Raw genomic sequence first — 21,115 nt, 5'->3', positions numbered from 1 at the left:
ATTGAATTAGTACACAAACATAAGAATATTCACTTTTATTTAATAACCAAATCATACCTTTATCCTTACTTTTGGTAGGATTCTTGCGATTGGAAGTTTATGTTGAGAAACTTGTTTTTGATAGCGTTTGTGCTGTTCCAAGTCTTAGGATACTCACAGGAAATGGAGAACGATTCCATTTTTTACCCCAAAGATTCGGTAGAGGATTACTATGTGCGTTTTGCTGGCGATTCCATTCTCTACAGCTCCATAGCACTGGAAGAGGTCTATATTTTTGGCAAACTCGAATTTGCCGATAAGAACGAACGTTTGCGCTATTTGATCTTACGGCGGAAGACGTTGAAAGTGTATCCCTATGCCAAATTGGCCGCGGAGCGGCTGGTGGAACTGAACGATAGCCTGAAACACATCACCAAGCGAAGGCACCAAAAAAAATACACCAAAAAGGTCCAGAAGTACATTGAGGAGGAATTTTCGGCCGAACTGAAAAAACTGACCCGTACCGAAGGCCAGATCTTGGTGAAACTGATACACCGTCAAACGGGAACCACGGCTTTCGATTTGGTGAAGGAACTTCGGAGCGGTTGGCGGGCCTTTTGGTACAACACTACGGCCAGTATGTTCAAAATCAGTTTAAAAGAGGAATTTCATCCCGAAACCGTCCATGAGGATTACTTGATAGAGGATATTTTGCAAAGGGCCTTTGCCGCCAATCGATTGGAGCGACAAAAATCGGTACTCGATTACGATTACGCCCAGCTGACCAACAAGTGGAAGAACGCCCCGCCTCAGCCCAAAGATTAGTTTTTTTGCTTTTTGCCGAAAACGGCATCCATTACAATTCCTACCGAACGGAATCCGAGGTAAATGGCCAAGATGGCACAGATAATACCCAATATCAAAACGGGATAATAAAAGGGATGGCCCTGGTTCTTGAATGCCTCATAGATCAAAAAAGGGCCCAAAAACATGGCAATAACGGTATACCCCAATGATTTGATTCCCTTTACCAAAAGTTCCTTGTCTGTTCGCCTCATGGGACCAAAGTAGGAATAATGGCTTATATTTAGAGAGAATAGCACAAAAAATACCCATGGAATTACTGGTAATTGGCGTCGTTGTCATTTTCATCATCGTGGCAACGGTAAAATTCAAAATGCACCCTATTTTTTCATTGACCATTGCAGCCATTGCCTCTGGTTTTATGCTGGGACTTGCTCCCCAAGAAATTATGTCTACCCTAGGTGAAGGTTTTGGCAAAACCTTGTCCAGCATTGGGTTGGTCATCGCTTTTGGAACCGTTATCGGTATCTATTTGGAAAAAACGGGCAGTACCCAGGTCTTGGCCAATAGTATTTTAAAATTGATCGGATTGAAACGGTCGCCATTGGCCATCAATTTGGCGGGGTTCGTGATTTCCATTCCGGTGTATTGTGATTCCGGGTTTATCATTCTTTCCTCCTTGAACAAGGCCATTAGCAAAAAAACGGGCATACCGGCATTGGTTTTTGCCATTGCTTTGGCAACAGGATTGTATTCAGCACACGTTTTTGTACCGCCTACACCCGGTCCCTTGGCGGCCGCCGCCATTTTAGGTGCCGATTTGGGATTGGTTTTGGTATTGGGCCTTGCCGTTGCCATTCCGGTATCGTTGACTGGTTATGTTTGGGCCCGTTTTATTGGGAAAACTTTGACCGAGAACGAAGAAATCGAGGTAACCGAAGAAACGGAAACACTACCATCTTCGGTGAAGCCCTACCAAGCTTTTTTGCCACTTTTGGCGCCCATTGTTTTGATTGCCTTGAAATCGGTGGCGGATTATCCCACACATCCCCTGGGTGAAGGCATGCTATTTCAAGTTTTAGGATTTTTGGGCAGTCCCATCATCGCACTGTTGATTGGTGTTTTCTTTGCGTTTGTACTCGCTAAAAAGTCGCCTTCGGAGGAAAAACAGGGCTGGGTGGCAGAAGCCTTTAAACAAGCAGGCGCCATTGTATTGATCACTGGGGCGGGAGGTGCCTTCGGGGCCATACTGCGTACGATTGATATCGCATCGGTCATCAATTTGGAATCGAGCACGGGTTTGGGTGGACTGTTGATTGCTTTTGTGATTGCAGCGGTACTCAAAACGGCCCAAGGCTCGTCCACCGTGGCCATAATTACCACATCGGCCATTATTGCACCCCTTTTGGAAACCTTTGGTTTACTTTCGCTAACGGATAAAGCTTTGGTTGTTTTGGCGGTTGGGGCAGGGGCCATGACGGTTTCTCACATCAACGACAGCTATTTTTGGGTGGTTTCCCAATTTTCTAACATTAATGTAAAAATGGCATTACGTGGACATACCCTGGGTACCCTTTTTCAGGGGATTGTGGGTATTTCGATTATATTGTTGCTGTACCTAGTCCTGTAGTCTTCCTTTATTGGATGGTAAGTGCTCGCGAGTACTCCTGGACTACCGCGAAATAACCTAGGGCATAATCATTGGGTTGCCCATTATTGTTCAATACATCAATATAGTCTTGTCCGGTTATTTCAACCACATTTCCGCGAACGGTGGCCACTGGAGTACCAAAAACACCATTACTATTGGTGGTTTGTTCAACAATCAGTCCCATGTAATCGTAAAAATCCTTGGTTGCCCCCAATATACTCACATTGATTTCTTGACCCGGTTGGAGGCTACTGTCATAAAAGTAGGAGAATTGAAATTGTTGACCCTGAAAGAATTGATCTTCAACAGTTAAAAATTCGCCGTAACCAAAATCGAATATATAATAGTTATCATTGTTGGGGTCATCAGAGAAGGTCACTACAATTTCTGTTTCATCTTCATCAAATAAAGTTCCGTCGCCTTGTTCCAGATTGTCCAATGGCACAGCAGGGGCATATAATGTTTGGGCAAAATAGTGCCTTCCTTTATGTAGCACTTCCAAAACAAAGGTCATGCCTTGTTCGGCGGAAGTAGTGGGTATGCGCTGGTCTGTTGCTGAATTGGAATCGGGAACATATACTCCGGTTCCTGGTACCTCTTCTACCAGATGTGAAGTGGATGGATTTTCAAAATGGTTATCCTGGTTTAATACTCCATAGTGAATTTGCACACTTTCGGCTTGTGTGGCTTGATTTTCTTCATAAAAATTACTGGTTTCCCGTAATGTTAGCCGGACATCAATAAATTGTTGGGTTTTGTCCACACGTAACAAGCCATCGACAACCAGCCGGTTATCATCCGTTGGAAGTTCCAATTCGATGACATCCTCACATGAGGTGAACAGGGACAACAACAATACTATTTGCAATGTTCTTTTTAACATGGACTTAAAATTTAAAGTTGTAGGTTACCGAGGGAATAATGCCAAAAATTGAAGTGCGAAGTGCCTCGTTTCGTCCCGTGTCCTCATTCTCCCTAAAATTGATTGCGGCGGCATTTTTTCTGTTGTACACATTGTAAATGCTAAAAACCCATTCCGACTTTAATTTTCTGTTTTGGTTTTTCCTTGGGGTAAGGGTCGCCGATATATCCAATCGATGATAATTGGGCAGCCTCTCTTTGTTGCGTTCCCCATAGTAGGGCACCTTCACCCCTTCAAATTCAAATTGCCCAATTGGGTAATTGGTGGGTTGACCCGTTTGATAAATAAAATTGGCATTGAAATTCCATTTATCATTGAGTTCATAATTGCCATATAATGACAAATCATGGGTTTTGTCGTAAGGCGTGTTATACCACTTTCCTAAATTGATGCCGGTTTCACGGTTGGGTTGTTCGGTAGTAAAATCCAATGTCCTGCCCGGTGTTCGTTGTTCAGATCTGGAAAGGGTATAGGCGAGCCAACCCGTTAATTTCCCTTCATTTTTTCGAATAAGGAATTCAAGTCCATAGGCTCTGGCCTCGCCATTGAGAATGACCCGTTCAATGGCATTGTTGGCAATCAAATTGGCACCGTCAATATAGTCGATTCGGTTTTGTATCTCCTTGTAGAAAGCTTCTGTTTCAAACGTGTATTTACCATTTTCAACGTTCCTGAAATAGCCCATGGCATATTGGTCGAGGAGTTGTGGTTTCACAAAAGGTCCACTGGGCGTCCATACATCCAAAGGGGTTGGCGAGCTAGTGTTGGAAAGCAAGTGCAGGTATTGTGCAAGACGGGTATAACTGGCCTTGATGGAACTTTTGCCATTAAAATTATAGGAAATAGAAGCTCTTGGCTCGAAATTCAGGAATTTTTCCAACGTTCCCCCTCTGCCTGGATTTATACTGTCAATAGGTTCAGCTTCACTATACGTCAAAGTTAAATTATCAAAATCCACCGGATTGTTGTTTTGGTAGACATAAAATTCATCCTGTCCCAATCGGTTAAACTGACTTACCCGTACCCCATACTCCACGCTTAAATTGTCTGAAAGGTCGTGCTCAACATCAATATAGACCGCATTCTCATTGGCGTATTTTTTGGTCAATTGCTCTTGTACGATACCAGATTCGGGACTGTTGGGCACAATTTTACCGGTGTTGAACACATAATAGGTGTTGTGTATGCCAAAATTCAACTGTAGCTTATCGTTCAGGTAATATTTTAGGTCATACTTCAAGTTGAAGTTTTGGATGCCGGAATCCCATTCAAACCCAACAAAATCAAGCTCCAAACCGTAGTAATAATCGGAATAGATCAAGGATAGGTTCGAAAACAGGCGATCGGAAAACAAATGGTTCCATCTAAAATTACCGACCGCATTTCCGTAGGTATTTACAAATTTTTCATTGATACTGAACAAGTCCCGTCCGAAATATCCGGACAAGTAAATATTGTTGTTCTCGTTTATTTTATGACTGATCTTCGTGTTCAGATCATAGAAGTACGCCTTGTTGTTCACATCGAACAAGGGTAGTAGCAAATGGGCATAGGATGCTCTACCACCCACCAAAAATGCCGTTCTATCCTTTTCAATAGGACCTTCCATTAGCAAGCGACTGGCGACGGCACCAATCCCTCCATTTATCTTGAAATCTTTACTATTGCCTTCTTTTTGAAATATTTCGAGTACAGAGGACACCCTGCCGCCATATCGGGATGGGATACCCCCTTTAAATAGCTTTACATCCTTAATGGCATCCGGATTGAATACGGAAAAGAATCCGAATAAGTGGGAGGAATTGAATACGGTGGCCTCATCCAGCAAAATAAGATTTTGATCGGCAGCACCACCACGTACATTGAACCCGGAAGAGGCTTCACCGGCATTGGACACCCCGGGTAATAGCAACAGGGATTTGATCACATCCGCTTCGCCCAGAACCACCGGTACTTGTTTTATGGTTTGTGAGTTTAGGGTATTCACACCCATTTGTGGTTTGCGGATATCCAATCGTTCGGCATCATCGGTAACTACAACCTCTGCCAGTTCCTCTGCTTTTTCCAGTAAACTGAAGTCTCTTTTCAGATTGCGATCAAGCGTTATCGTTTCCACAATATCCTGATATCCCAAATAGCTTACCGTAATCAGATAGGTGCCTTTGGGAAGGGTCAGGGAATAAAATCCATATTCGTTGGTTGTGGTTCCTGTTCGGAGTTCCGAAACTGCGATGGTGACCCCTATCAATGTTTCGTTGCTGTTGGCTTCTGTAATGGTTCCACTTATGGTGTATTTCTCTTGGGCTGTTGCAAAGAAAAAATGCCCTAACAGGGCAAGCCATAACGCAACAAGGGATTTGGACATTTTTGATTGATTTTTTTAAAAGTACAAATTTGTGACATTCCATTAAAATGGGCGTCCAGTCCGTCGGTAACTTTAACAATTATAAAAAAAGAGCAGTCTAATTGGATAATTAGACTGCTCTAATAGTATAAAATACAGATTGTTACTTAATGGACGCCAAAATCGCGTTCAAGGTTTCGCTAGGGCGCATTGCTTTTGAAGCCAATGCTGCATCCGGCCTGTAGTACCCACCAATGTTAACAGGAGCGCCTTGGGCATCTATAAGTTCCTGGGCAATCTTGGCCTCGTTGGCAGACATCGCATCGAATACTTTTGTAAAGATGGATTTTAATTCGGCATCCGAATTTTGTTTGGCCAATTGTTCGGCCCAATACAAGGCCAAATAGAAGTGACTGCCACGCGTATCGATCTCATTCACTTTTCGCGAAGGTGATCTATCGTTGTTCAAGAACTCCTCAGTGGCTTTGTCCAAGGCATCTGCAAGGACCTGTGCCTTTGCATTGTTGTTCTTTTCACTAAAAAATTCCAAAGAAACGGCCAGGGCCAAGAATTCTCCCAACGAATCCCATCTAAGGTGTCCTTCTTCCAAAAATTGCTCAACGTGTTTTGGAGCGGAACCTCCGGCACCTGTTTCAAACAACCCACCACCGTTCATCAAGGGAACAATGGACAACATTTTGGCACTGGTGCCCACTTCCAAAATAGGGAAGAGGTCGGTCAAGTAGTCGCGTAGCACATTACCGGACACCGAAATGGTGTCTTTCCCTTCCTTCATTCGTTTTAGGGTGAATTTGGTGGCTTCTATCGGTGAAAGGATTCGAATGTCCAATCCAGAAGTGTCATGGTCTTTAAGATACATGTTCACCTTTTTGATCAACTCGGCGTCGTGTGCTCGTTCTTGATCTAACCAGAAAACGGCAGGGTCGTTGGTAGCTCTCGCTCGGGAAACGGCCAATTTAACCCAATCCTGCACGGGAGCGTCCTTCACTTGGCACATTCTCCAAATATCGCCTTGCTCGACAGCATGCTCGATCAAGGTTTCTCCAGAAGAAAGACTGATCACTTTTACTTTGCCCGCCGATGGAATTTCAAATGTTTTATCGTGGGAACCGTATTCTTCCGCTTTTTGTGCCATAAGCCCCACATTGGGCACTGTACCCATGGTTTTGGGGTCGAAGGCACCGTGTTCCTTGCAGAAATCGATAGTGGCTTGGTAAATGCCGGAATAGCTGCTGTCGGGGATAATGGCTTTGGTATCCCTAAGTTCCCCATTTTTATCCCACATTTTTCCGGAGTTGCGGATCATGGCCGGCATCGAGGCATCAATGATCACATCACTGGGTACGTGTAGGTTGGTGATTCCCTTGTCAGAATTCACCATGGCCAAATCTGGGCCATTTTCAATGCTTTCAGTTATGGCCTTTTTGATTTCTAGGTGTTTGTCCTCTGGAAGTTCCCCAATCTTGTCCAAAAGGGTTTCCAATCCATTGTTGGGATCTATTCCCAATTGTTTGAAGGTATCCCCATAATTTTTGAACAGCTCAGAAAAATAAACTGTTAAGGCATGACCAAAAATGATGGGGTCCGAAACCTTCATCATGGTTGCCTTGAAATGCAGGGACAACAACAAGTTGTTTTTTCGTGCATCTTCTATTTCCTTGGTAAAAAACTCCACCAAGGCTTTTTTGCTCATTACAGTGGCATCAATGATTTCCCCTTTTAGAAGGGCAATTTTTTCCTTAAGTACCGTACTATTGCCATCGGAACCTACTAATTCAATTTTGATGTCGTCCGCATTGGGCATGGTGATGGACTTTTCATTCGATTTAAAGTCGCCGTGTGACATGGTGGCCACATGGGTTTTCGAATCGGATGACCAGGCGCCCATGGAATGTGGGTGGGCCTTTGCATAGTTTTTTACGGCTTTTGGTGCTCTACGGTCAGAGTTTCCTTCACGGAGCACTGGGTTAACGGCACTTCCTTTGACCTTGTCGTAACGGGCCTTAATATCTTTTTCCTCTGCCGTTTTGGGTTCATCGGGATAATTGGGCAAATTGTACCCTTTTTTCTGCAATTCCTCAATGGCTTCCTTCAGCTGGGGAATAGAGGCACTGATGTTCGGTAATTTGATGATATTGGCTTCAGGGGTTTTGGCTAGTTCCCCCAAAATGGCCAAATCGTCCGTCACTTTTTGGTCATCGTTCAGAAATTCCGGGAAAACAGCTGCGATGCGTCCTGCCAAGGAAATGTCTTTGGTTTCGATTTCAATATTGGCGGTTTCGGTAAAGGATTTTACAATGGGTAGGAAGGAAAGTGTGGCCAGTGCAGGCGCTTCATCAGTTTTGGTGTAATATAGTTTAGCCATTTAAATGTAATTTTTTGAGCGGTTGCAAATATACGATTTATGGCGGTGGTAGTACGAATGGATTCTACTAAAAACAGGGTGGTTTGTTGGGATTTTCACAAAAACAAAAGCCATATCTACGTTTGCACGAAAATATGGCTTTCAGAATGGGATCAAACGATTTGTTCTGTGTTGCTACAAAACCGCAATCTGTCGATTGCATCCTTCGTCCCTTCGACGTTTGCCTTGCCAGTGATATTAATTTTTCAACTAAACTGCACTTGACAAAGTGTACCGTAACTTTCCTAAATTTTATCAGGACAGAAAATTGCTCTTCCATCCGCACATAAAACTTATGATTTCTCCTTGAAATCCACCGAAGCTTTTTCCAATTTGAAATTCCTTTTGTGATCAGTAGTGTTACCAATTAAAAGAGAAAACACGGCTTTTAAAGAACGTCACTTTAAAATTTTGGAAACTTGATTGGGATGGTATCCCGCTCTCATTTCTTTTACTAAAGTAGTGTAATGATTGGAATAAACAAATTTTGTAACCAATTTAAAATCAACAAGATATAAACCGTAGTTATTAACAATTGTTCATAAAAAAAGCACCCAAATAGGGTGCTTTTCCTGTTTTGTATGGGATAGTGCTTATCCTCTAACTTCTTTGATACGGGCCTTTTTACCGGTAAGTCCTCTAAAATAGAAGATTCTAGAGCGACGCACTTTACCTTTTTTGTTGACCTCAACACGTTGCAATGCAGGCATATTTACTGGGAAAATACGTTCCACACCAACGGTTCCTGACATTTTTCTGATGGTGAAGGTTTCCGTGGCACCGCTACCTCTTCTTTGGATAACTACACCTTTGAAGAACTGTGTACGGGTTTTTTCACCTTCCTTGATTTCGTAGTAAACGGTGATGGTGTCACCGGCCGAAAATTTTGGAAATTCTTTTTTTGGAACAAATTCGTTTTCAACAAATTTTATTAGCGATTCCATTGTCTGTTTTTTAGCGTTTATCAAAACCAACTTTCACGTACATCGTCAGAGGTTAATTTTGCGATTGCAAAAGTAATGCATTATTTAAAACTGACAAGGAGTTTCTGTGGAATTTTAGATCCATTCCTATTCCAATAGATCGGGCCTTCTTTCCTGAGTGCGTTGCAAGGACTGCTGCTCGCGCCACTTTTCAATTTCAGGGGTGTTGCCACTGAGCAATATTTTCGGCACCTCTTTCCCTTTATATTCTGCGGGTCGTGTGAATACCGGTGGCGCCAATAAATTGTCTTGAAAGGTATCCGTAAGCGCAGAGGTTTCATCATTCAATACCCCTGGCAACAGCCTGATCACGGCATCGCAAACTATGGCCGCGGCCAATTCCCCGCCCGAAAGCACATAATCGCCTATGGATATTTCCCGGGTTACGAACATATCGCGAACCCTTTGGTCCACACCTTTGTAATGTCCACACAGAATGATCAGATTCTCTTTAAGGGAAAGCTCATTGGCCATTTTTTGGTTCAACGTATTACCGTCTGGCGTCATGTAGATCACATCGTCATAGTCCCGTTGTGCCTTCAATTCGGAAATGCATTTGTCGATGGGTTCGATCATCATCACCATGCCTGCACCCCCTCCAAACTGGTAGTCGTCCACCTGTTTGTAATTGCCGGTGGCATAGTCCCTTAAATTATGTAGATGTACTTCCACCAATCCTTTTTCGATGGCCCTTTTTAGAATGGATGCTTCAAAGGGACTCTTGAGCAACTCGGGAAGTACGGTAATAATGTCGATTCGCATGGACATGGTGCCATTCTATTTTGGCGCAAAAGTAAGTAATCCTAGTTCAAAAGTGGCACTAACCAAAAAAGAAAGGCTCCCCGAGGGAAGCCTTATCTTATGCTTTCTTTTGTTTGTTGAGCTCGTCCTGCAACTGACGGCTTATTTTCTGTTCGCGTTCAAGTGCTCTGCGTCTGTGGTTTTCATATTCTTCCTCCAGCTCTGCCAGTGCAGATTTTGCTTGTTGGGTCAAGAAATTACTGTTTCTGAATCTGTAAATGAAGAACAACAACAGCAGCAGCAATCCAAAAATAATGGACCATAAAATAAAATTGTACGTGCCCTTACTGATCAACGCACCAAAAAAGGAAATACTGTCCTTCTCTTCGGTCACTTCGTTCAACTTATTGGTGGTTTCTTGAAGTTTTGAATTCAGGCTTTCAATTTCAGATGTGTTGGCCGTTATGGTTGCAGAAAGGTCCTTTATGCTCTTGTTGGCCGTACTGATGGTGTCAAAAATATTGGCTTTCAATTCATTAAGTCCTGAAAGCTTTATTACTTCATAAGGTACACCATTGCCCGAACGGTAATTGGTGGATTTTCGTTCCAGTTCCTCAAATTGCTCTTTTAACGATTGGTTTCCAGATACAGGGGTATCATCTTCCTGTGCCGTTAGCGTTACCAAAGGAATCAGTAAGGCTAGTGTAAGTAGTGCTCGTAAATGCTTCATGGTCAATAAATTCTCGTATAATTTAGATTAAGGGTAGGGCGAAATTACACCATTAATGCCAAAATCAAAAGAAAAAGCCTAATGATAGGGGTATGGCTTTGCCCTCCCTTGTTCATTAATAATACGTATAACGCCTAACCTTGGCGATATATTTCGCAAGTCGGATAACTTGGTGCGAATATCCATACTCGTTGTCATACCATATATAAAGGACAATACTTTTTCCATCCGGCGACACAATGGTGGCCTTGCTATCATAAATGGATGGGGCAGAAGTGCCTACAATGTCCGACGATACCAATTCATTGCTCAAGGAATATTTGATTTGTTCCACCAAATCCCCTTCCAGGGCATATTTTTTAAGGATGGTATTGATGCCTTCCACAGTGGTTTTGTTCTTCACCTCCAAATGAAGGATGGCCAAAGATCCATTAGGTACCGGTACCCGGATGGCATTGGAGGTCAATTTGCCCTTTAACGATGGCAGGGCCTTGGCCACTGCCGGACCTGCACCGGTTTCCGTAATGACCATGTTCAATGCAGCTGCGCGTCCCCTTCGGTATTTGCTGTGCATATTGTCCACCAAGTTTTGGTCGTTGGTGTAGGCATGAATGGTTTCCAAATGACCCTTTTTAATGCCCAACGAATCTTCAATTACTTTTAACACTGGGGTTATGGCATTGGTGGTACACGAAGCTGCCGAGTAAATTTTGGTTTTGTCGGGGTCGAAACTTTTATGGTTTACCCCATGTACAATGTTAGGCACCTCTTTTCCAGGGGCCGTGAGCAATACCTTGCTGGCGCCTTTGGATTCCAAGTGTCTTGATAGCGCTTCCTTATCCCGAAAAGCACCGGTATTATCTATGACCAACGCATTATAAATGCCGTATTTGGTATAATCGATGTCCTCGGGTTTATCGGCATTGATGAACCGCACAGTAGTCCCATTGATCAAAAGCGCATTGTTATTGGCATCCACTTCTACGGTACCGGCAAACTGCCCGTGTACCGAGTCTGTTTTTAATAGGGCCGCCCTTTTTTCCAGCACTTCCTGATTGATGGCACCTCTTACCACAATGGCCCGCAAACGCAGTTGGCTGCCACGTCCCGTTTTGGCCATCAACTCCCGTGCGACCAACCGACCGATGCGTCCGAAACCGTACAATACCACATCTTTGGGTTTTACGGCCTCCGAAGTCTGGGCATCCTTCAATTTATCGATAACGAATGCCTTTACATTAAGGTTGTTGTGCACGTCGGAATGGTACTCAAAGGTCAATTTACCGATGTCAAGTTTGGCAGGTGGAAGGTTCAGGTCGTTGATGGCCCGTAAAATTTCCACCGAATCGAAAATCGATATGGGTTTTTGGACAAATTCCCCAGCGTATTCATGCAGGTTGATGATGTCGCTGACATTTTTGTCGATGATCTGGTTTTTGAAAAGCACCACTTCGATGGCCTTATCGTACCAAAGATCGCTGATGATCTTTATAAATTCCGTGGTTGCTTTTCGTCTATCTGCTTGAAAGGCAAGCTCTTTTTCGTAAGATTTAATGTCGCTCATTGATTGGTGTTGCGCTAGTGTGAATAAAATTTCGGCTAAATTAGATATTTCAAACGTTTTCGTAAAACGATTTTCGCATAAAAAAAGCACCCATTTTCGGGTGCTTTTCCATAATGAATGAAAATCAAATTATTGAAGAATCATGTGTTCCTTTTCCCCATTCTCGTTGATCATGGTAAAACTTGTTCTGCCGTATCGAGTGATTTCCCCAAAGCGGGCTTTTGCATCATCAATGTTGTTGATGGCATTGCCATCCAACTCAATGATTACCTTGTTCTTCAGGTCATAGCGCTCATAGCCGGCAGGCACATCGGTAATTTTAACTCCTTTGGAGATACCGAATTTCTTTTGGTCTGCCTTGGATAGGTTCTTCACCGTGAAGCCGGTCATGGGTAATATTACGCTCAATTGCTTTTTAAGGGTCACATTTTTGGTGATGTTCTTACCGTCTCTGTCCAGTTGAACAGCCACGATATCCCCAGGTCTTTTGGAGGAGAGGTAGCCCGAAAGTTCCGAAAACTTATGGATTTCAATATTATCAATTCGTTTGATAATGTCCCCTTTTTGCAAACCTGCTTCGGCAGCGCCCGATTCCTCGGTCACTTCGGAAACATAAACGCCTTCCACATCGTCAATGCCCAATTCTGTTGCCGCTTCGGGATTGATGTCACCACCTTTGATTCCCAAAAGGCCTTTCTGCACATTACCAAACTCCATGATATCCTCCACCACTTTTTTGGCAATATTGCTAGGTACGGCAAAGGCGTAACCTACGTATGAACCAGTTTGGGAGGTAATGGCTGTATTGATACCGATCAAATCACCATTGGTGTTTACCAAAGCGCCACCACTGTTACCAGGGTTCACGGCCGCATCCGTTTGAATAAAGGATTGGGCCCTTCCGGGCGAAAGCGAACGCGCCTTTGCGCTAACAATACCCGCTGTAACAGTTGATGTAAGGTTAAAAGGGTTGCCCACGGCCAATACCCATTCCCCAATCTTAGCATTGTCAGAATTCCCGAATGCCAAATAGGGAAGCGACTCATCCGTATCAATTTTGATCAATGCGATATCCGAGTCGGCATCGGCACCTACCACTTCCGCTTCGTAGGTTTTGTTGTTGTTCAACGTAACCTGGAGTTTTGTAGAATTGGCGATTACGTGGTTATTGGTCACAATATAGCCATCCGGCGAAATAATGACCCCAGAACCAGTACCCACTTGCGGTGTTTGTTGGCGTTCAAAGCCGTAAAAGAAATCGGCCAAACTACCTGGACCTTGATTTATGGTTAGGTTTTTTACGTGTACCACGGAATTCACCGTTTTTTCGGCTGCCAATGTAAAATCAACCTCATTGATTCCGGCTCCTTTGGCCGATGTTGGTAAATTACTGGTATTGATCAGGGGTGTTTCCTGTGTAGGTGCCACCCATTTATAAGTATCCTTTTCGAAAAATAGTTTGTAGGCCCCCAGTGTAATCGCCCCTGAAAAGAGGGAGACTAGGAGTAAATTGGCTATTCTTTTCATAATTCGATAATTATTTAACATTTAGCTCCAACAAAATTAAAGGAATTCATTTTTCAACTCGGTGGGTTTAACGCTGTTTTAACTGCAAAAAATTCCTTAAAGTATCCCGTATATTTGTTCCTTTGTAGGTACGTATGAAATTATCCTTTTATAAATATCAAGGAACCGGAAATGACTTTGTCATCATTGATAACCGTGATCTGTTTTTTCCGAAGGACGACACCAAATTGGTAGCAGCGCTTTGTGAGCGGCGGTTTGGTATTGGGGCCGATGGCCTGATCCTTTTGGAAAACGATGAAACGGTCGATTTTAAGATGGTGTACTATAATGCCGATGGGGCCGAGGGCAGTATGTGTGGCAATGGCGGTAGGTGCTTGGTTTCGTTTGCACATTTTTTGGGCATCTTTGAGCAAGAGACCACCTTCAGGGCTGTGGATGGCCTGCATTATGCCACCATTGAAGGAGATTTTGTACGACTTAAAATGCAGGATGTTGACGATGTGCATGAAAAGCCCGCCTACAGTTTTTTGGATACAGGTTCACCCCATCATGTGCAATTGGTGAAGGACCTCAGTGGGTTTAAAGTGGAAAAGGAAGGAAAAAAATTACGCTATGGCCTTTACGGTCAAGCTGGGAGCAATATCAATTTTGTGGAACAGGAAAATGACGAAACCTTTCAGGTACGCACCTATGAAAGAGGCGTTGAGGCCGAGACTTATTCCTGTGGCACAGGCGTGACTGCCGTGGCTCTTGCCATGCATAAATCCGGGAAGACGTCAACCAACACGGTAAAAATCCAAACCTTGGGCGGGGAGTTGTCCATCAGTTTTAAGCAAGTTGATGGAAAGTATACTGATGTGTTTCTGATAGGCCCGGCCGTTCAAGTGTTCAAAGGGGAAATAACATGCTCAATATAAAAGGGGAACATATCAGTTTACGGGCATTGGAGCCCTCGGACCTTGATTTTCTTTATCAATTGGAAAACGATACCTCCATTTGGGAAATCAGTGGAACGTTAAAACCCTATTCCAAAAAAGTGCTCCAATTGTATTTGGACAATGCCCATCGGGATATTTATGAGGTAAAACAACTGCGATTGTGCATTTGCGATACCAAGGACACCTGTATTGGATTGATTGACCTTTTTGATTTTGACCCCAAACACCAAAGGGCAGGGGTAGGCATTGTTATCGCCGATCCAGAAGATAGGGACAAAGGTTTGGGAAGGGAGGCCCTGACATTGTTGTGCAATTATGCCTTCAAGGTGTTGGACCTGCACCAGTTGTATGCCAATATATTGGAGGATAACCAAAAAAGCATTCATCTGTTCGAAAACCTCGGATTCCAGAAGATTGGCGTCAAAAAAGAATGGATACGGACCAGTACCGGGTTCAAGGACGAGATTATGTTTCAAAAGATAAATTCGAATGTATCTTAAAAAAGTACTTTGGGCAACCGCCATATTGGGTCTGCTGATCTGCGGGTTCATTACCTACCAGATTTACACGGCCATATTTGGCCCGAATACCCAGTTCAACAATGAGGAAGCGTATGTTTACATTCCTACGGATGCCACGTTCAACGATGTGAAGATGGCAGTGGAACCCTTGCTCAAAGACCTTTCGACCTTTGAGTCCGTTGCCAAACGAAAAGGATACATCACCAACGTAAAACCAGGAAAATATGCCCTTAAAAAAGGGATGAACAACAACGAGATCATCAACACCTTACGAAGTGCCAATATTCCCGTTCGGGTTTCCTTTAACAACCAAGAGTCGTTATCTGCGTTGGCAGGAAGAATTGCCGAACAAATTGAGGCCGATAGCGTAGCATTGGTGGATGCGTTCAACGATCCTGGGTTTTTGAACGAAACGCATTTTGATGAAGATTCCAAATTGGGCATGTACTTGCCCAATACCTATGAATTCTTTTGGAATACCAGTGCGGAAGCGTTCAGGGATCGAATGCTCAAGGAATACCAACGCTTCTGGAACGAAGACCGATTGGCAAAGGCAAAGAAACTGGGTTTGAGTCCGAATGAAATCACTTCCTTGGCGGCCATTGTTCAGAAAGAAACCGTAAAACCAGAGGAGCGCCCAAGGGTGGCAGGAGTGTATTTGAACCGTATTCGAAAAGGCATGCTATTGCAGGCTGACCCAACGGTGATTTTTGCCATCAAAAAAGAAACGGGCAATTACGATACCATCATAAAGCGGGTTTTGTACAGGGATTTGGAAATGGATTCGCCCTATAATACCTATAAATATGTCGGGGTGCCACCCGGTCCTATCACCATGCCCGATATCGCATCCATCGATGCAGTACTGAATGCCGAAAAGCACGATTACCTGTATTTTGTGGCCGACGTTTCCAACTTTGGCTACCATATGTTTGCCAAAACGTTGGCGCAGCACAACCGAAATAAAGTGCAATACACCCGATGGCTGAATGAGCAAAAAGTGCTTAGATAACACTCTTTGACGTTAATTTTCAGCGCTTTAACGGATTTTGGGTCTTATTTAAGAAAATCTTAAGAGCTTTATAACACCCAACAAGAACACTCCCCCTATATTTGCCGGCCGAATTTAATTTCAATCCTATGGGTGTTGAAATCTTAAATACGAACATTATGAAAAGATGGATAGGTTTTATTCTACATCTTGCCATGATAGTAGTTTTGACCAGTTTTGGTTCTTACACAGTGATGGATAAGGGAGCACTGGAGGTTCCCGAATCATTGAAGGTAAGTGGCAACTTTGAACTGTATGTGAATCAAGAACCGGAGAACGCTCTTGAAGCATACGAAGTAACACCTCCTTTCTTGGGTAAAGCCTATAATGGCTTTAAAGAGGCGCTGGCCTTTAAGGAGTCCCAAGGAAAATACCATGTAGTGAACACATTGGGTTATTTGGGAAAATACCAATTTGGCAGCAGTACGTTGCATTTGATGGGTATTTACGATATGGATACCTTTTTGGACAATGCGGAACTACAGGAAAAGGCCTTTGAAACGAACATAGCCCGAAACAAATGGATTTTGAGAAGGGACATCAAGCGTTTTAAGGGCAAAAGGATTGGTGGTGTCGAAATTACGGAATCTGGCATTTTGGCTGCAGCTCATTTGGCTGGGGCCGGAAACGTGAAGAAGTATTTACGTTCCTATGGACAGGACGATGTTACGGATGCATACGGAAGCAGTATCTCTTACTATATGAAAAAGTTTGCTGGGTACGATATTTCCAACATTCCACAGAAAAAGAATGCAAAAGTGTAGTAATACCATAAAATGAAAGGAAACCCGGAACTTTGTTCCGGGTTTTTTTATGCCTGAATGATATAGATCGTGGGTCTTTTATCGAGGTCTAGAGTAATTTCGCTCCATTCATGAACACTTTTGGTCTGAATGAATTCGGTGGGCAAGGTAATATCGCAAGCAATGCAAAGTCGGGTGCTTTTCTGTAGGATTTTGATCAACTCCGCCAAAAACTTATTGTTACGATAAGGGGTTTCCATAAATATTTGGGTCTGCCCTGTCTCCTTGGAAAGCTTTTCAAGCGCCTTTACTTTGGCCTTACGCTCCACTTTATCAATAGGTAAGTATCCATTGAAGGCAAAATTTTGGCCGTTCATGCCGCTGGACATCATGGCCATTAAAATGGAAGAAGGGCCTACCATTGGAACCACTTGGATTCTTCTTTCGTGCGCTACCCGAACCACATCGGCACCGGGATCCGCTATGCCCGGGCAACCAGCCTCAGAAAGCACACCTATATTGAAGCCATGGATGCATGGATCTAAATAGGATGGGATTTCTTCTGGATTGGTGTATTTGTTCAAGGTTTGGATGTGCAAACTGGGTTGGGGCTTGTTTGGGCTTACCCTTTTGATGAATCGTCGTGCCGATTTCTCGTTTTCAACAATGTAATGGTCGATCTTTTCAATGGTTCCCTTCACGGATATGGGCATGACCTCCAAGGGCGCATTGTCACCTAAGGTGGTGGGAATCAAATACAATTTGCCGATGACCAATCCGGGTTTTGCCTCTTCCATGACTTCAAGTTAGTTTTTTTGCAATGGCCTCACAAGCCCTATCGATCATTTGGTATACTTTTTCAAACCCATCGGCACCCCCATAATAGGGGTCTGGCACCTCGGAAATGTCAAAATCGATTTCCTCCAACAACAATTTTACTTTGGCGCGATCATCTTCGGTGTTTGCAAGCTGAATAACATTCGAGAAATTGCTCTTGTCCATCACATAGATATGGTCAAACTCCAAAAAATCAATGGAGGAAAACTTTCTGCACCTTTGGTTGCTGATGTCCAAGCCATTTTGACGGGCCACGGCCACGGACCTATGATCTGGTGGATTGCCCACATGATACCCGGCAGTTCCCGCAGAATCCACAAAAACCTTATCAGGGTCCACTTTGGATTTCAAAATGCCTTCGGCCAAAGGTGACCTGCAAATGTTTCCCAAGCAGACCATCAGCACTTTGGTTTTCATAAAATAAAAGGGGGTTTAAGAGAACTTTTTATTGAGGTCCTCTATGTATTTTCTGAACTGTTTATCGGTCTCGGCCAAATTATCAACTGTTTTGCAGGCGTGCAATACAGTGGCATGGTCGCGTTTCCCGATCTGGGAACCGATACTGGCCAAAGAGGCCTTGGTAAACTTTTTGGCAAAGAACATGGCCAATTGTCGAGCCTGAACAATGTGGCGCTTACGGGTTTTGGATTGTAGTGTAGCCACATCCATTTCGAAATAATCCGAAACCACTTTTTGGATGTAATCGATGGAAACTTCGCGTTTGGTGTTCTTCACGAATTTCTCCACCACTTGTTGGGCCAATTCCAGGGTAACCTCTCGTTTATTGAACGAAGATTGGGCAATCAATGATATAATGGCACCTTCAAGTTCACGGATATTGGTCTTGATGTTTTTGGCCACGTGGTCGATGATGTCATCGGGCATTTCAACACCATCCCTATACAATTTGTTCTTTAAAATGGAAACGCGGGTTTCGTAATCCGGGCTTTGCAGCTCGGCCGAAAGTCCCCATTTGAATCGGGACAACAAGCGCTGTTCGATATCCTGCATATCCACAGGTGCTTTGTCCGAGGTCAAAATCACCTGCTTACCGTTTTGGTGCAAATGGTTGAAGATATGGAAGAACACGTCCTGCGTGCCCGATTTACCGGATAGGAATTGCACATCATCAATGATGAGCACATCGATCAACTGGTAAAAATGGATGAAATCGTTCCGGGTGTTCTTTTTTACGGATTCTATATATTGTTGGGTGAACTTCTCGGCAGAGATGTACAACACCGTTTTTTCGGGATATTTGTCCTTGATTTCCACACCGATGGCGTGTGCCAAGTGTGTCTTCCCCAATCCGACGCCTCCGAAAACCAACAATGGATTGAAAGAAGTGCCTCCCGGTTTGTTGGCCACGGCCATACCAGCGGATCTTGCCAAACGGTTGGAATCGCCTTCAAGGAAGTTGTCGAAATTATAATTGGGATTTAACTGTGATTCAATCTTTATGTTCCGGATTCCGGGAATCACAAAAGGGTTTTTCAGTTCAGGACTTTTGGAGGTAATAGGCACATCCAACTCTTGGGGGGCAACTGCGGAACGATTGGCACTGGGAATCTGTTCGGTGAACGGTTCCTTGTTACCATACTTGTTCTCCATTTTTATGATGTAGATCAATTTGGCGTTGCTACCCAATTCTCGAGTTAGGGCCACCTTCAAAAGCTTGACATAATGTTCCTCCAACCATTCATAGAAAAACTTGCTGGGCACCTGAATGCTCAGTGCCTTATCAGTCAATTTTATAGGCTTGATGGGCTCGAACCACGTCTTGAATGCCTGCGGTTGGATATTATCCTGGATAAATGCCAAACAGTTGTTCCATACGGAATTAGCAGTAACACTCATAGAAGTTTTTCCTTGTTTTAATGGTTAGCTTTAACACTTAAGAGTAAACATCTAAAGGATGACAAGATGCTTATTGGATGCGACAAATATGTGAACAAATCTTCTAAAAAAAAAATCATTTTGTCATTGAAAGTTTTGTTTTTTTTTCGCATGTTACCCTCGCATTAAGCAAGCCTCTAAATATATAATTTTTAAGTTAAAAATGGGTCTAAATTCACATTCTTTTCGAGTACGGTATGCAGAAACCGACCAAATGGGGGTTGTTTATCATGGCAATTATGCACAATACTTGGAGATGGGTAGGGTAGAGTGGTTAAGGACTCTTGGAATCACCTATAAAAGTATGGAGGACAATGGAGTAATGTTGCCTGTAATTTCCTTACACATTGATTATAAAAAATCTGCGCTGTATGATGACCTTCTTACAGTGGAGACCCGTTTGAAGTCCAAACCCTTGGTGAAGATCGAGTTCGATTATCGGGTTCTGAACGAAGCCGGGGAATTGTTGGCCACGGCCCATACCGTTTTGGCCTTTATGGACAAAAGGACAGGAAAACCGATGAAGTGTCCCGATTATATTTTGGACAAATTGGATTAATGGATTTTTGGACTCCAAGATTATCGGAATTACAAATTTTATTGTTAAATGAGATCTGTCATTCTGAATGAGCGGAGCGAGTGAAGAATCCCACTCTCTAAAATCTCCCCAAGTCCCATAAAACATCTGCCCTTAACCCTTCACCCTAACATCTACATGTTGCATCTCCTCAAAAAGCCGTTGAATCGTTTCAGCCTCACTCAATCGCACTGAAACCATCAATTCGCAGTTCATTTCCATTTTTTGGTAATCAATTTCGAGGTTGTGCTGTTTGATTGCACGCATTACTTTATCCATATCGGCATAGCCAAATTTTAATTGAAAGTGGGCTTTGATGGTCTTTTCAACTATAATGGCATTTTCCAGGGCCATTTGGGCCGCGGTTCGGTAAGCTTGGATCAAACCGCCCACACCCAGTTTGGTTCCCCCAAAAATCCGGGTTACGGTAACAAGTACATTGGTTACATCAAAAGCCTGTATCTGCCCATAAATGGGCATGCCTGCCGAGTTGTTGGGTTCACCGTCGTCATTGGCACGGTAAGTTGGACTGTGTGTTCCCAATTGCCAAGCATAACAAACATGGTTGGCGGTATGGTATTTTTTGCGAAGGGCTTCAACAATAGGTTTTACGTCATCTTCTGATGCAATGGGGTAAACAGTTGCGAAGAACTTACTCTTTTTGTCCTTGTATAAAACTTCAGGTGAAGGTTGTTCAACCGTTTTGTAAACGTCTTCTTCCATTGTAGCAAAGCTATCCAATAAGAATGACATGGAAACCAATTTAGGTCACCGGGAAAAGTAGCTGCTGTAATTTGACGCGAATTCCATGAATTACCATAAATCAATTCTTGAATTTGGAATTTATGGTTTGGTCATTGCCCATTGTTTGTTGTGAATTGG

The 21,115-nt window shown here is 43.4% G+C and carries 20 protein-coding genes; 7 read left to right on the top strand and 13 right to left on the bottom strand.

Features of this window, described 5'->3' with window-relative positions; translation table 11 throughout:
• Positions 1 to 99 precede the first annotated feature (99 nt).
• Positions 100 to 804, top strand: a complete 705-nt coding sequence (locus EO131_RS08690; protein ID WP_127020892.1) for a DUF4294 domain-containing protein — start codon at positions 100 to 102, stop codon at positions 802 to 804.
• Here the strand turns inward: EO131_RS08690 and EO131_RS08685 are convergent.
• Positions 801 to 1,037, bottom strand: coding sequence for a DUF6095 family protein (locus EO131_RS08685; protein WP_127020890.1), 237 nt, complete (start codon positions 1,035 to 1,037; stop codon positions 801 to 803). The two genes, EO131_RS08690 and EO131_RS08685, sit on opposite strands and share 4 nt — an antisense overlap.
• A gap of 56 nt (positions 1,038 to 1,093) precedes the next feature.
• Here EO131_RS08685 and EO131_RS08680 point away from each other — a divergent pair, with 56 nt between their 5' ends.
• Positions 1,094 to 2,413 (top strand): GntP family permease, encoded by a 1,320-nt coding sequence (locus EO131_RS08680; RefSeq protein WP_127020888.1) that lies wholly within the window; start codon positions 1,094 to 1,096, stop codon positions 2,411 to 2,413.
• Positions 2,414 to 2,420: 7 nt separating this feature from the next.
• On the opposite strand, the gene EO131_RS08675 is transcribed toward EO131_RS08680, so the two are convergent.
• From EO131_RS08675 to EO131_RS08640, 8 genes are all read right to left on the bottom strand, one after another.
• Positions 2,421 to 3,317, bottom strand: coding sequence for a DUF4249 family protein (locus tag EO131_RS08675; RefSeq protein WP_127020886.1), 897 nt, complete (start codon positions 3,315 to 3,317; stop codon positions 2,421 to 2,423).
• A gap of 4 nt (positions 3,318 to 3,321) precedes the next feature.
• On the bottom strand, positions 3,322 to 5,721 hold the full coding sequence (locus EO131_RS08670) for a TonB-dependent receptor (protein ID WP_127020884.1): 2,400 nt from the start codon (positions 5,719 to 5,721) through the stop codon (positions 3,322 to 3,324).
• A 142-nt stretch (positions 5,722 to 5,863) separates the two neighbouring features.
• The gene (locus EO131_RS08665) at positions 5,864 to 8,086 is read right to left on the bottom strand and encodes an NADP-dependent isocitrate dehydrogenase (RefSeq protein ID WP_127020882.1); all 2,223 of its coding nucleotides are present in this window, start codon (positions 8,084 to 8,086) and stop codon (positions 5,864 to 5,866) included.
• Positions 8,087 to 8,718: 632 nt separating this feature from the next.
• Complete coding sequence (rplS, locus tag EO131_RS08660) at positions 8,719 to 9,069, bottom strand: 50S ribosomal protein L19 (RefSeq protein ID WP_127020880.1); 351 nt, start codon at positions 9,067 to 9,069, stop codon at positions 8,719 to 8,721.
• 126 nt (positions 9,070 to 9,195) lie between these two features.
• The gene (trmD, locus tag EO131_RS08655; protein WP_127021402.1) at positions 9,196 to 9,870 is read right to left on the bottom strand and encodes a tRNA (guanosine(37)-N1)-methyltransferase TrmD; all 675 of its coding nucleotides are present in this window, start codon (positions 9,868 to 9,870) and stop codon (positions 9,196 to 9,198) included.
• Positions 9,871 to 9,967: 97 nt separating this feature from the next.
• Complete coding sequence (locus tag EO131_RS08650; protein WP_127020878.1) at positions 9,968 to 10,579, bottom strand: tRNA (guanine-N1)-methyltransferase; 612 nt, start codon at positions 10,577 to 10,579, stop codon at positions 9,968 to 9,970.
• Positions 10,580 to 10,694: 115 nt separating this feature from the next.
• Positions 10,695 to 12,143 (bottom strand): glyceraldehyde-3-phosphate dehydrogenase, encoded by a 1,449-nt coding sequence (locus EO131_RS08645; protein WP_127020876.1) that lies wholly within the window; start codon positions 12,141 to 12,143, stop codon positions 10,695 to 10,697.
• Positions 12,144 to 12,272: 129 nt separating this feature from the next.
• Positions 12,273 to 13,670: a trypsin-like peptidase domain-containing protein gene (locus EO131_RS08640; protein WP_127020874.1), complete on the bottom strand. Its 1,398-nt coding sequence runs from the start codon at positions 13,668 to 13,670 to the stop codon at positions 12,273 to 12,275.
• 134 nt (positions 13,671 to 13,804) lie between these two features.
• Here EO131_RS08640 and dapF point away from each other — a divergent pair, with 134 nt between their 5' ends.
• The 4 genes from dapF to EO131_RS08620 all read left to right on the top strand — a co-directional run bounded on the left by dapF (position 13,805) and on the right by EO131_RS08620 (position 16,944).
• On the top strand, positions 13,805 to 14,587 hold the full coding sequence (gene dapF / locus EO131_RS08635; RefSeq protein WP_127020872.1) for a diaminopimelate epimerase: 783 nt from the start codon (positions 13,805 to 13,807) through the stop codon (positions 14,585 to 14,587).
• Positions 14,575 to 15,108, top strand: a complete 534-nt coding sequence (locus tag EO131_RS08630) for a GNAT family N-acetyltransferase (RefSeq protein WP_127020870.1) — start codon at positions 14,575 to 14,577, stop codon at positions 15,106 to 15,108. The genes dapF and EO131_RS08630 overlap by 13 nt, the downstream gene beginning before the upstream one ends.
• Positions 15,098 to 16,141, top strand: coding sequence for an endolytic transglycosylase MltG (mltG, locus tag EO131_RS08625; RefSeq protein WP_127020868.1), 1,044 nt, complete (start codon positions 15,098 to 15,100; stop codon positions 16,139 to 16,141). Before EO131_RS08630 ends, mltG begins: the two co-directional genes overlap by 11 nt.
• Positions 16,142 to 16,299: 158 nt before the next feature.
• Positions 16,300 to 16,944 (top strand): lysozyme family protein, encoded by a 645-nt coding sequence (locus tag EO131_RS08620; RefSeq protein WP_127020866.1) that lies wholly within the window; start codon positions 16,300 to 16,302, stop codon positions 16,942 to 16,944.
• A 47-nt stretch (positions 16,945 to 16,991) separates the two neighbouring features.
• On the opposite strand, the gene EO131_RS08615 is transcribed toward EO131_RS08620, so the two are convergent.
• Genes EO131_RS08615 through dnaA form a run of 3 tightly spaced genes read right to left on the bottom strand, consistent with a single transcriptional unit; the run spans position 16,992 to position 19,617 of the window.
• Complete coding sequence (locus tag EO131_RS08615) at positions 16,992 to 17,720, bottom strand: SAM-dependent methyltransferase (protein ID WP_127020864.1); 729 nt, start codon at positions 17,718 to 17,720, stop codon at positions 16,992 to 16,994.
• A gap of 4 nt (positions 17,721 to 17,724) precedes the next feature.
• Positions 17,725 to 18,177, bottom strand: a complete 453-nt coding sequence (locus EO131_RS08610; protein WP_127020862.1) for a low molecular weight protein-tyrosine-phosphatase — start codon at positions 18,175 to 18,177, stop codon at positions 17,725 to 17,727.
• Between the two features lie 15 nt (positions 18,178 to 18,192).
• Positions 18,193 to 19,617 carry a chromosomal replication initiator protein DnaA gene (gene dnaA, locus EO131_RS08605; RefSeq protein ID WP_127020860.1) on the bottom strand — a complete coding sequence of 475 codons (1,425 nt, stop codon included), beginning with the start codon at positions 19,615 to 19,617 and terminating at the stop codon, positions 18,193 to 18,195.
• A gap of 202 nt (positions 19,618 to 19,819) precedes the next feature.
• Here dnaA and EO131_RS08600 point away from each other — a divergent pair, with 202 nt between their 5' ends.
• On the top strand, positions 19,820 to 20,215 hold the full coding sequence (locus EO131_RS08600) for an acyl-CoA thioesterase (RefSeq protein ID WP_127020858.1): 396 nt from the start codon (positions 19,820 to 19,822) through the stop codon (positions 20,213 to 20,215).
• A gap of 132 nt (positions 20,216 to 20,347) precedes the next feature.
• Here EO131_RS08600 and EO131_RS08595 read toward each other — a convergent pair whose 3' ends face one another.
• Positions 20,348 to 20,986, bottom strand: a complete 639-nt coding sequence (locus EO131_RS08595; RefSeq protein WP_241243813.1) for an IMPACT family protein — start codon at positions 20,984 to 20,986, stop codon at positions 20,348 to 20,350.
• Positions 20,987 to 21,115 lie beyond the last annotated feature (129 nt).

The organism is Flagellimonas beolgyonensis (assembly GCF_003992615.1).
GTDB lineage: Bacteria > Bacteroidota > Bacteroidia > Flavobacteriales > Flavobacteriaceae > Flagellimonas > Flagellimonas beolgyonensis.
This window is presented reverse-complemented; position numbering and strand designations above follow the sequence as displayed.

Coding starts and splice junctions, on each gene's coding strand:
- EO131_RS08680 (WP_127020888.1), top strand. CDS start 1,094: ATGGAATTACTGGTAATTGGCGTCGTTGTCATTTTCATCATCGTGGCA.
- dapF (WP_127020872.1), top strand. CDS start 13,805: ATGAAATTATCCTTTTATAAATATCAAGGAACCGGAAATGACTTTGTC.
- EO131_RS08675 (WP_127020886.1), bottom strand. CDS start 3,317: ATGTTAAAAAGAACATTGCAAATAGTATTGTTGTTGTCCCTGTTCACC.
- EO131_RS08665 (WP_127020882.1), bottom strand. CDS start 8,086: ATGGCTAAACTATATTACACCAAAACTGATGAAGCGCCTGCACTGGCC.
- EO131_RS08640 (WP_127020874.1), bottom strand. CDS start 13,670: ATGAAAAGAATAGCCAATTTACTCCTAGTCTCCCTCTTTTCAGGGGCG.
- EO131_RS08600 (WP_127020858.1), top strand. CDS start 19,820: ATGGGTCTAAATTCACATTCTTTTCGAGTACGGTATGCAGAAACCGAC.
- EO131_RS08615 (WP_127020864.1), bottom strand. CDS start 17,720: ATGGAAGAGGCAAAACCCGGATTGGTCATCGGCAAATTGTATTTGATT.
- mltG (WP_127020868.1), top strand. CDS start 15,098: ATGTATCTTAAAAAAGTACTTTGGGCAACCGCCATATTGGGTCTGCTG.
- dnaA (WP_127020860.1), bottom strand. CDS start 19,617: ATGAGTGTTACTGCTAATTCCGTATGGAACAACTGTTTGGCATTTATC.
- EO131_RS08595 (WP_241243813.1), bottom strand. CDS start 20,986: ATGTCATTCTTATTGGATAGCTTTGCTACAATGGAAGAAGACGTTTAC.
- EO131_RS08610 (WP_127020862.1), bottom strand. CDS start 18,177: ATGAAAACCAAAGTGCTGATGGTCTGCTTGGGAAACATTTGCAGGTCA.
- EO131_RS08685 (WP_127020890.1), bottom strand. CDS start 1,037: ATGAGGCGAACAGACAAGGAACTTTTGGTAAAGGGAATCAAATCATTG.
- trmD (WP_127021402.1), bottom strand. CDS start 9,870: ATGCGAATCGACATTATTACCGTACTTCCCGAGTTGCTCAAGAGTCCC.
- EO131_RS08645 (WP_127020876.1), bottom strand. CDS start 12,143: ATGAGCGACATTAAATCTTACGAAAAAGAGCTTGCCTTTCAAGCAGAT.
- EO131_RS08630 (WP_127020870.1), top strand. CDS start 14,575: ATGCTCAATATAAAAGGGGAACATATCAGTTTACGGGCATTGGAGCCC.
- rplS (WP_127020880.1), bottom strand. CDS start 9,069: ATGGAATCGCTAATAAAATTTGTTGAAAACGAATTTGTTCCAAAAAAA.
- EO131_RS08690 (WP_127020892.1), top strand. CDS start 100: ATGTTGAGAAACTTGTTTTTGATAGCGTTTGTGCTGTTCCAAGTCTTA.
- EO131_RS08650 (WP_127020878.1), bottom strand. CDS start 10,579: ATGAAGCATTTACGAGCACTACTTACACTAGCCTTACTGATTCCTTTG.
- EO131_RS08620 (WP_127020866.1), top strand. CDS start 16,300: ATGAAAAGATGGATAGGTTTTATTCTACATCTTGCCATGATAGTAGTT.
- EO131_RS08670 (WP_127020884.1), bottom strand. CDS start 5,721: ATGTCCAAATCCCTTGTTGCGTTATGGCTTGCCCTGTTAGGGCATTTT.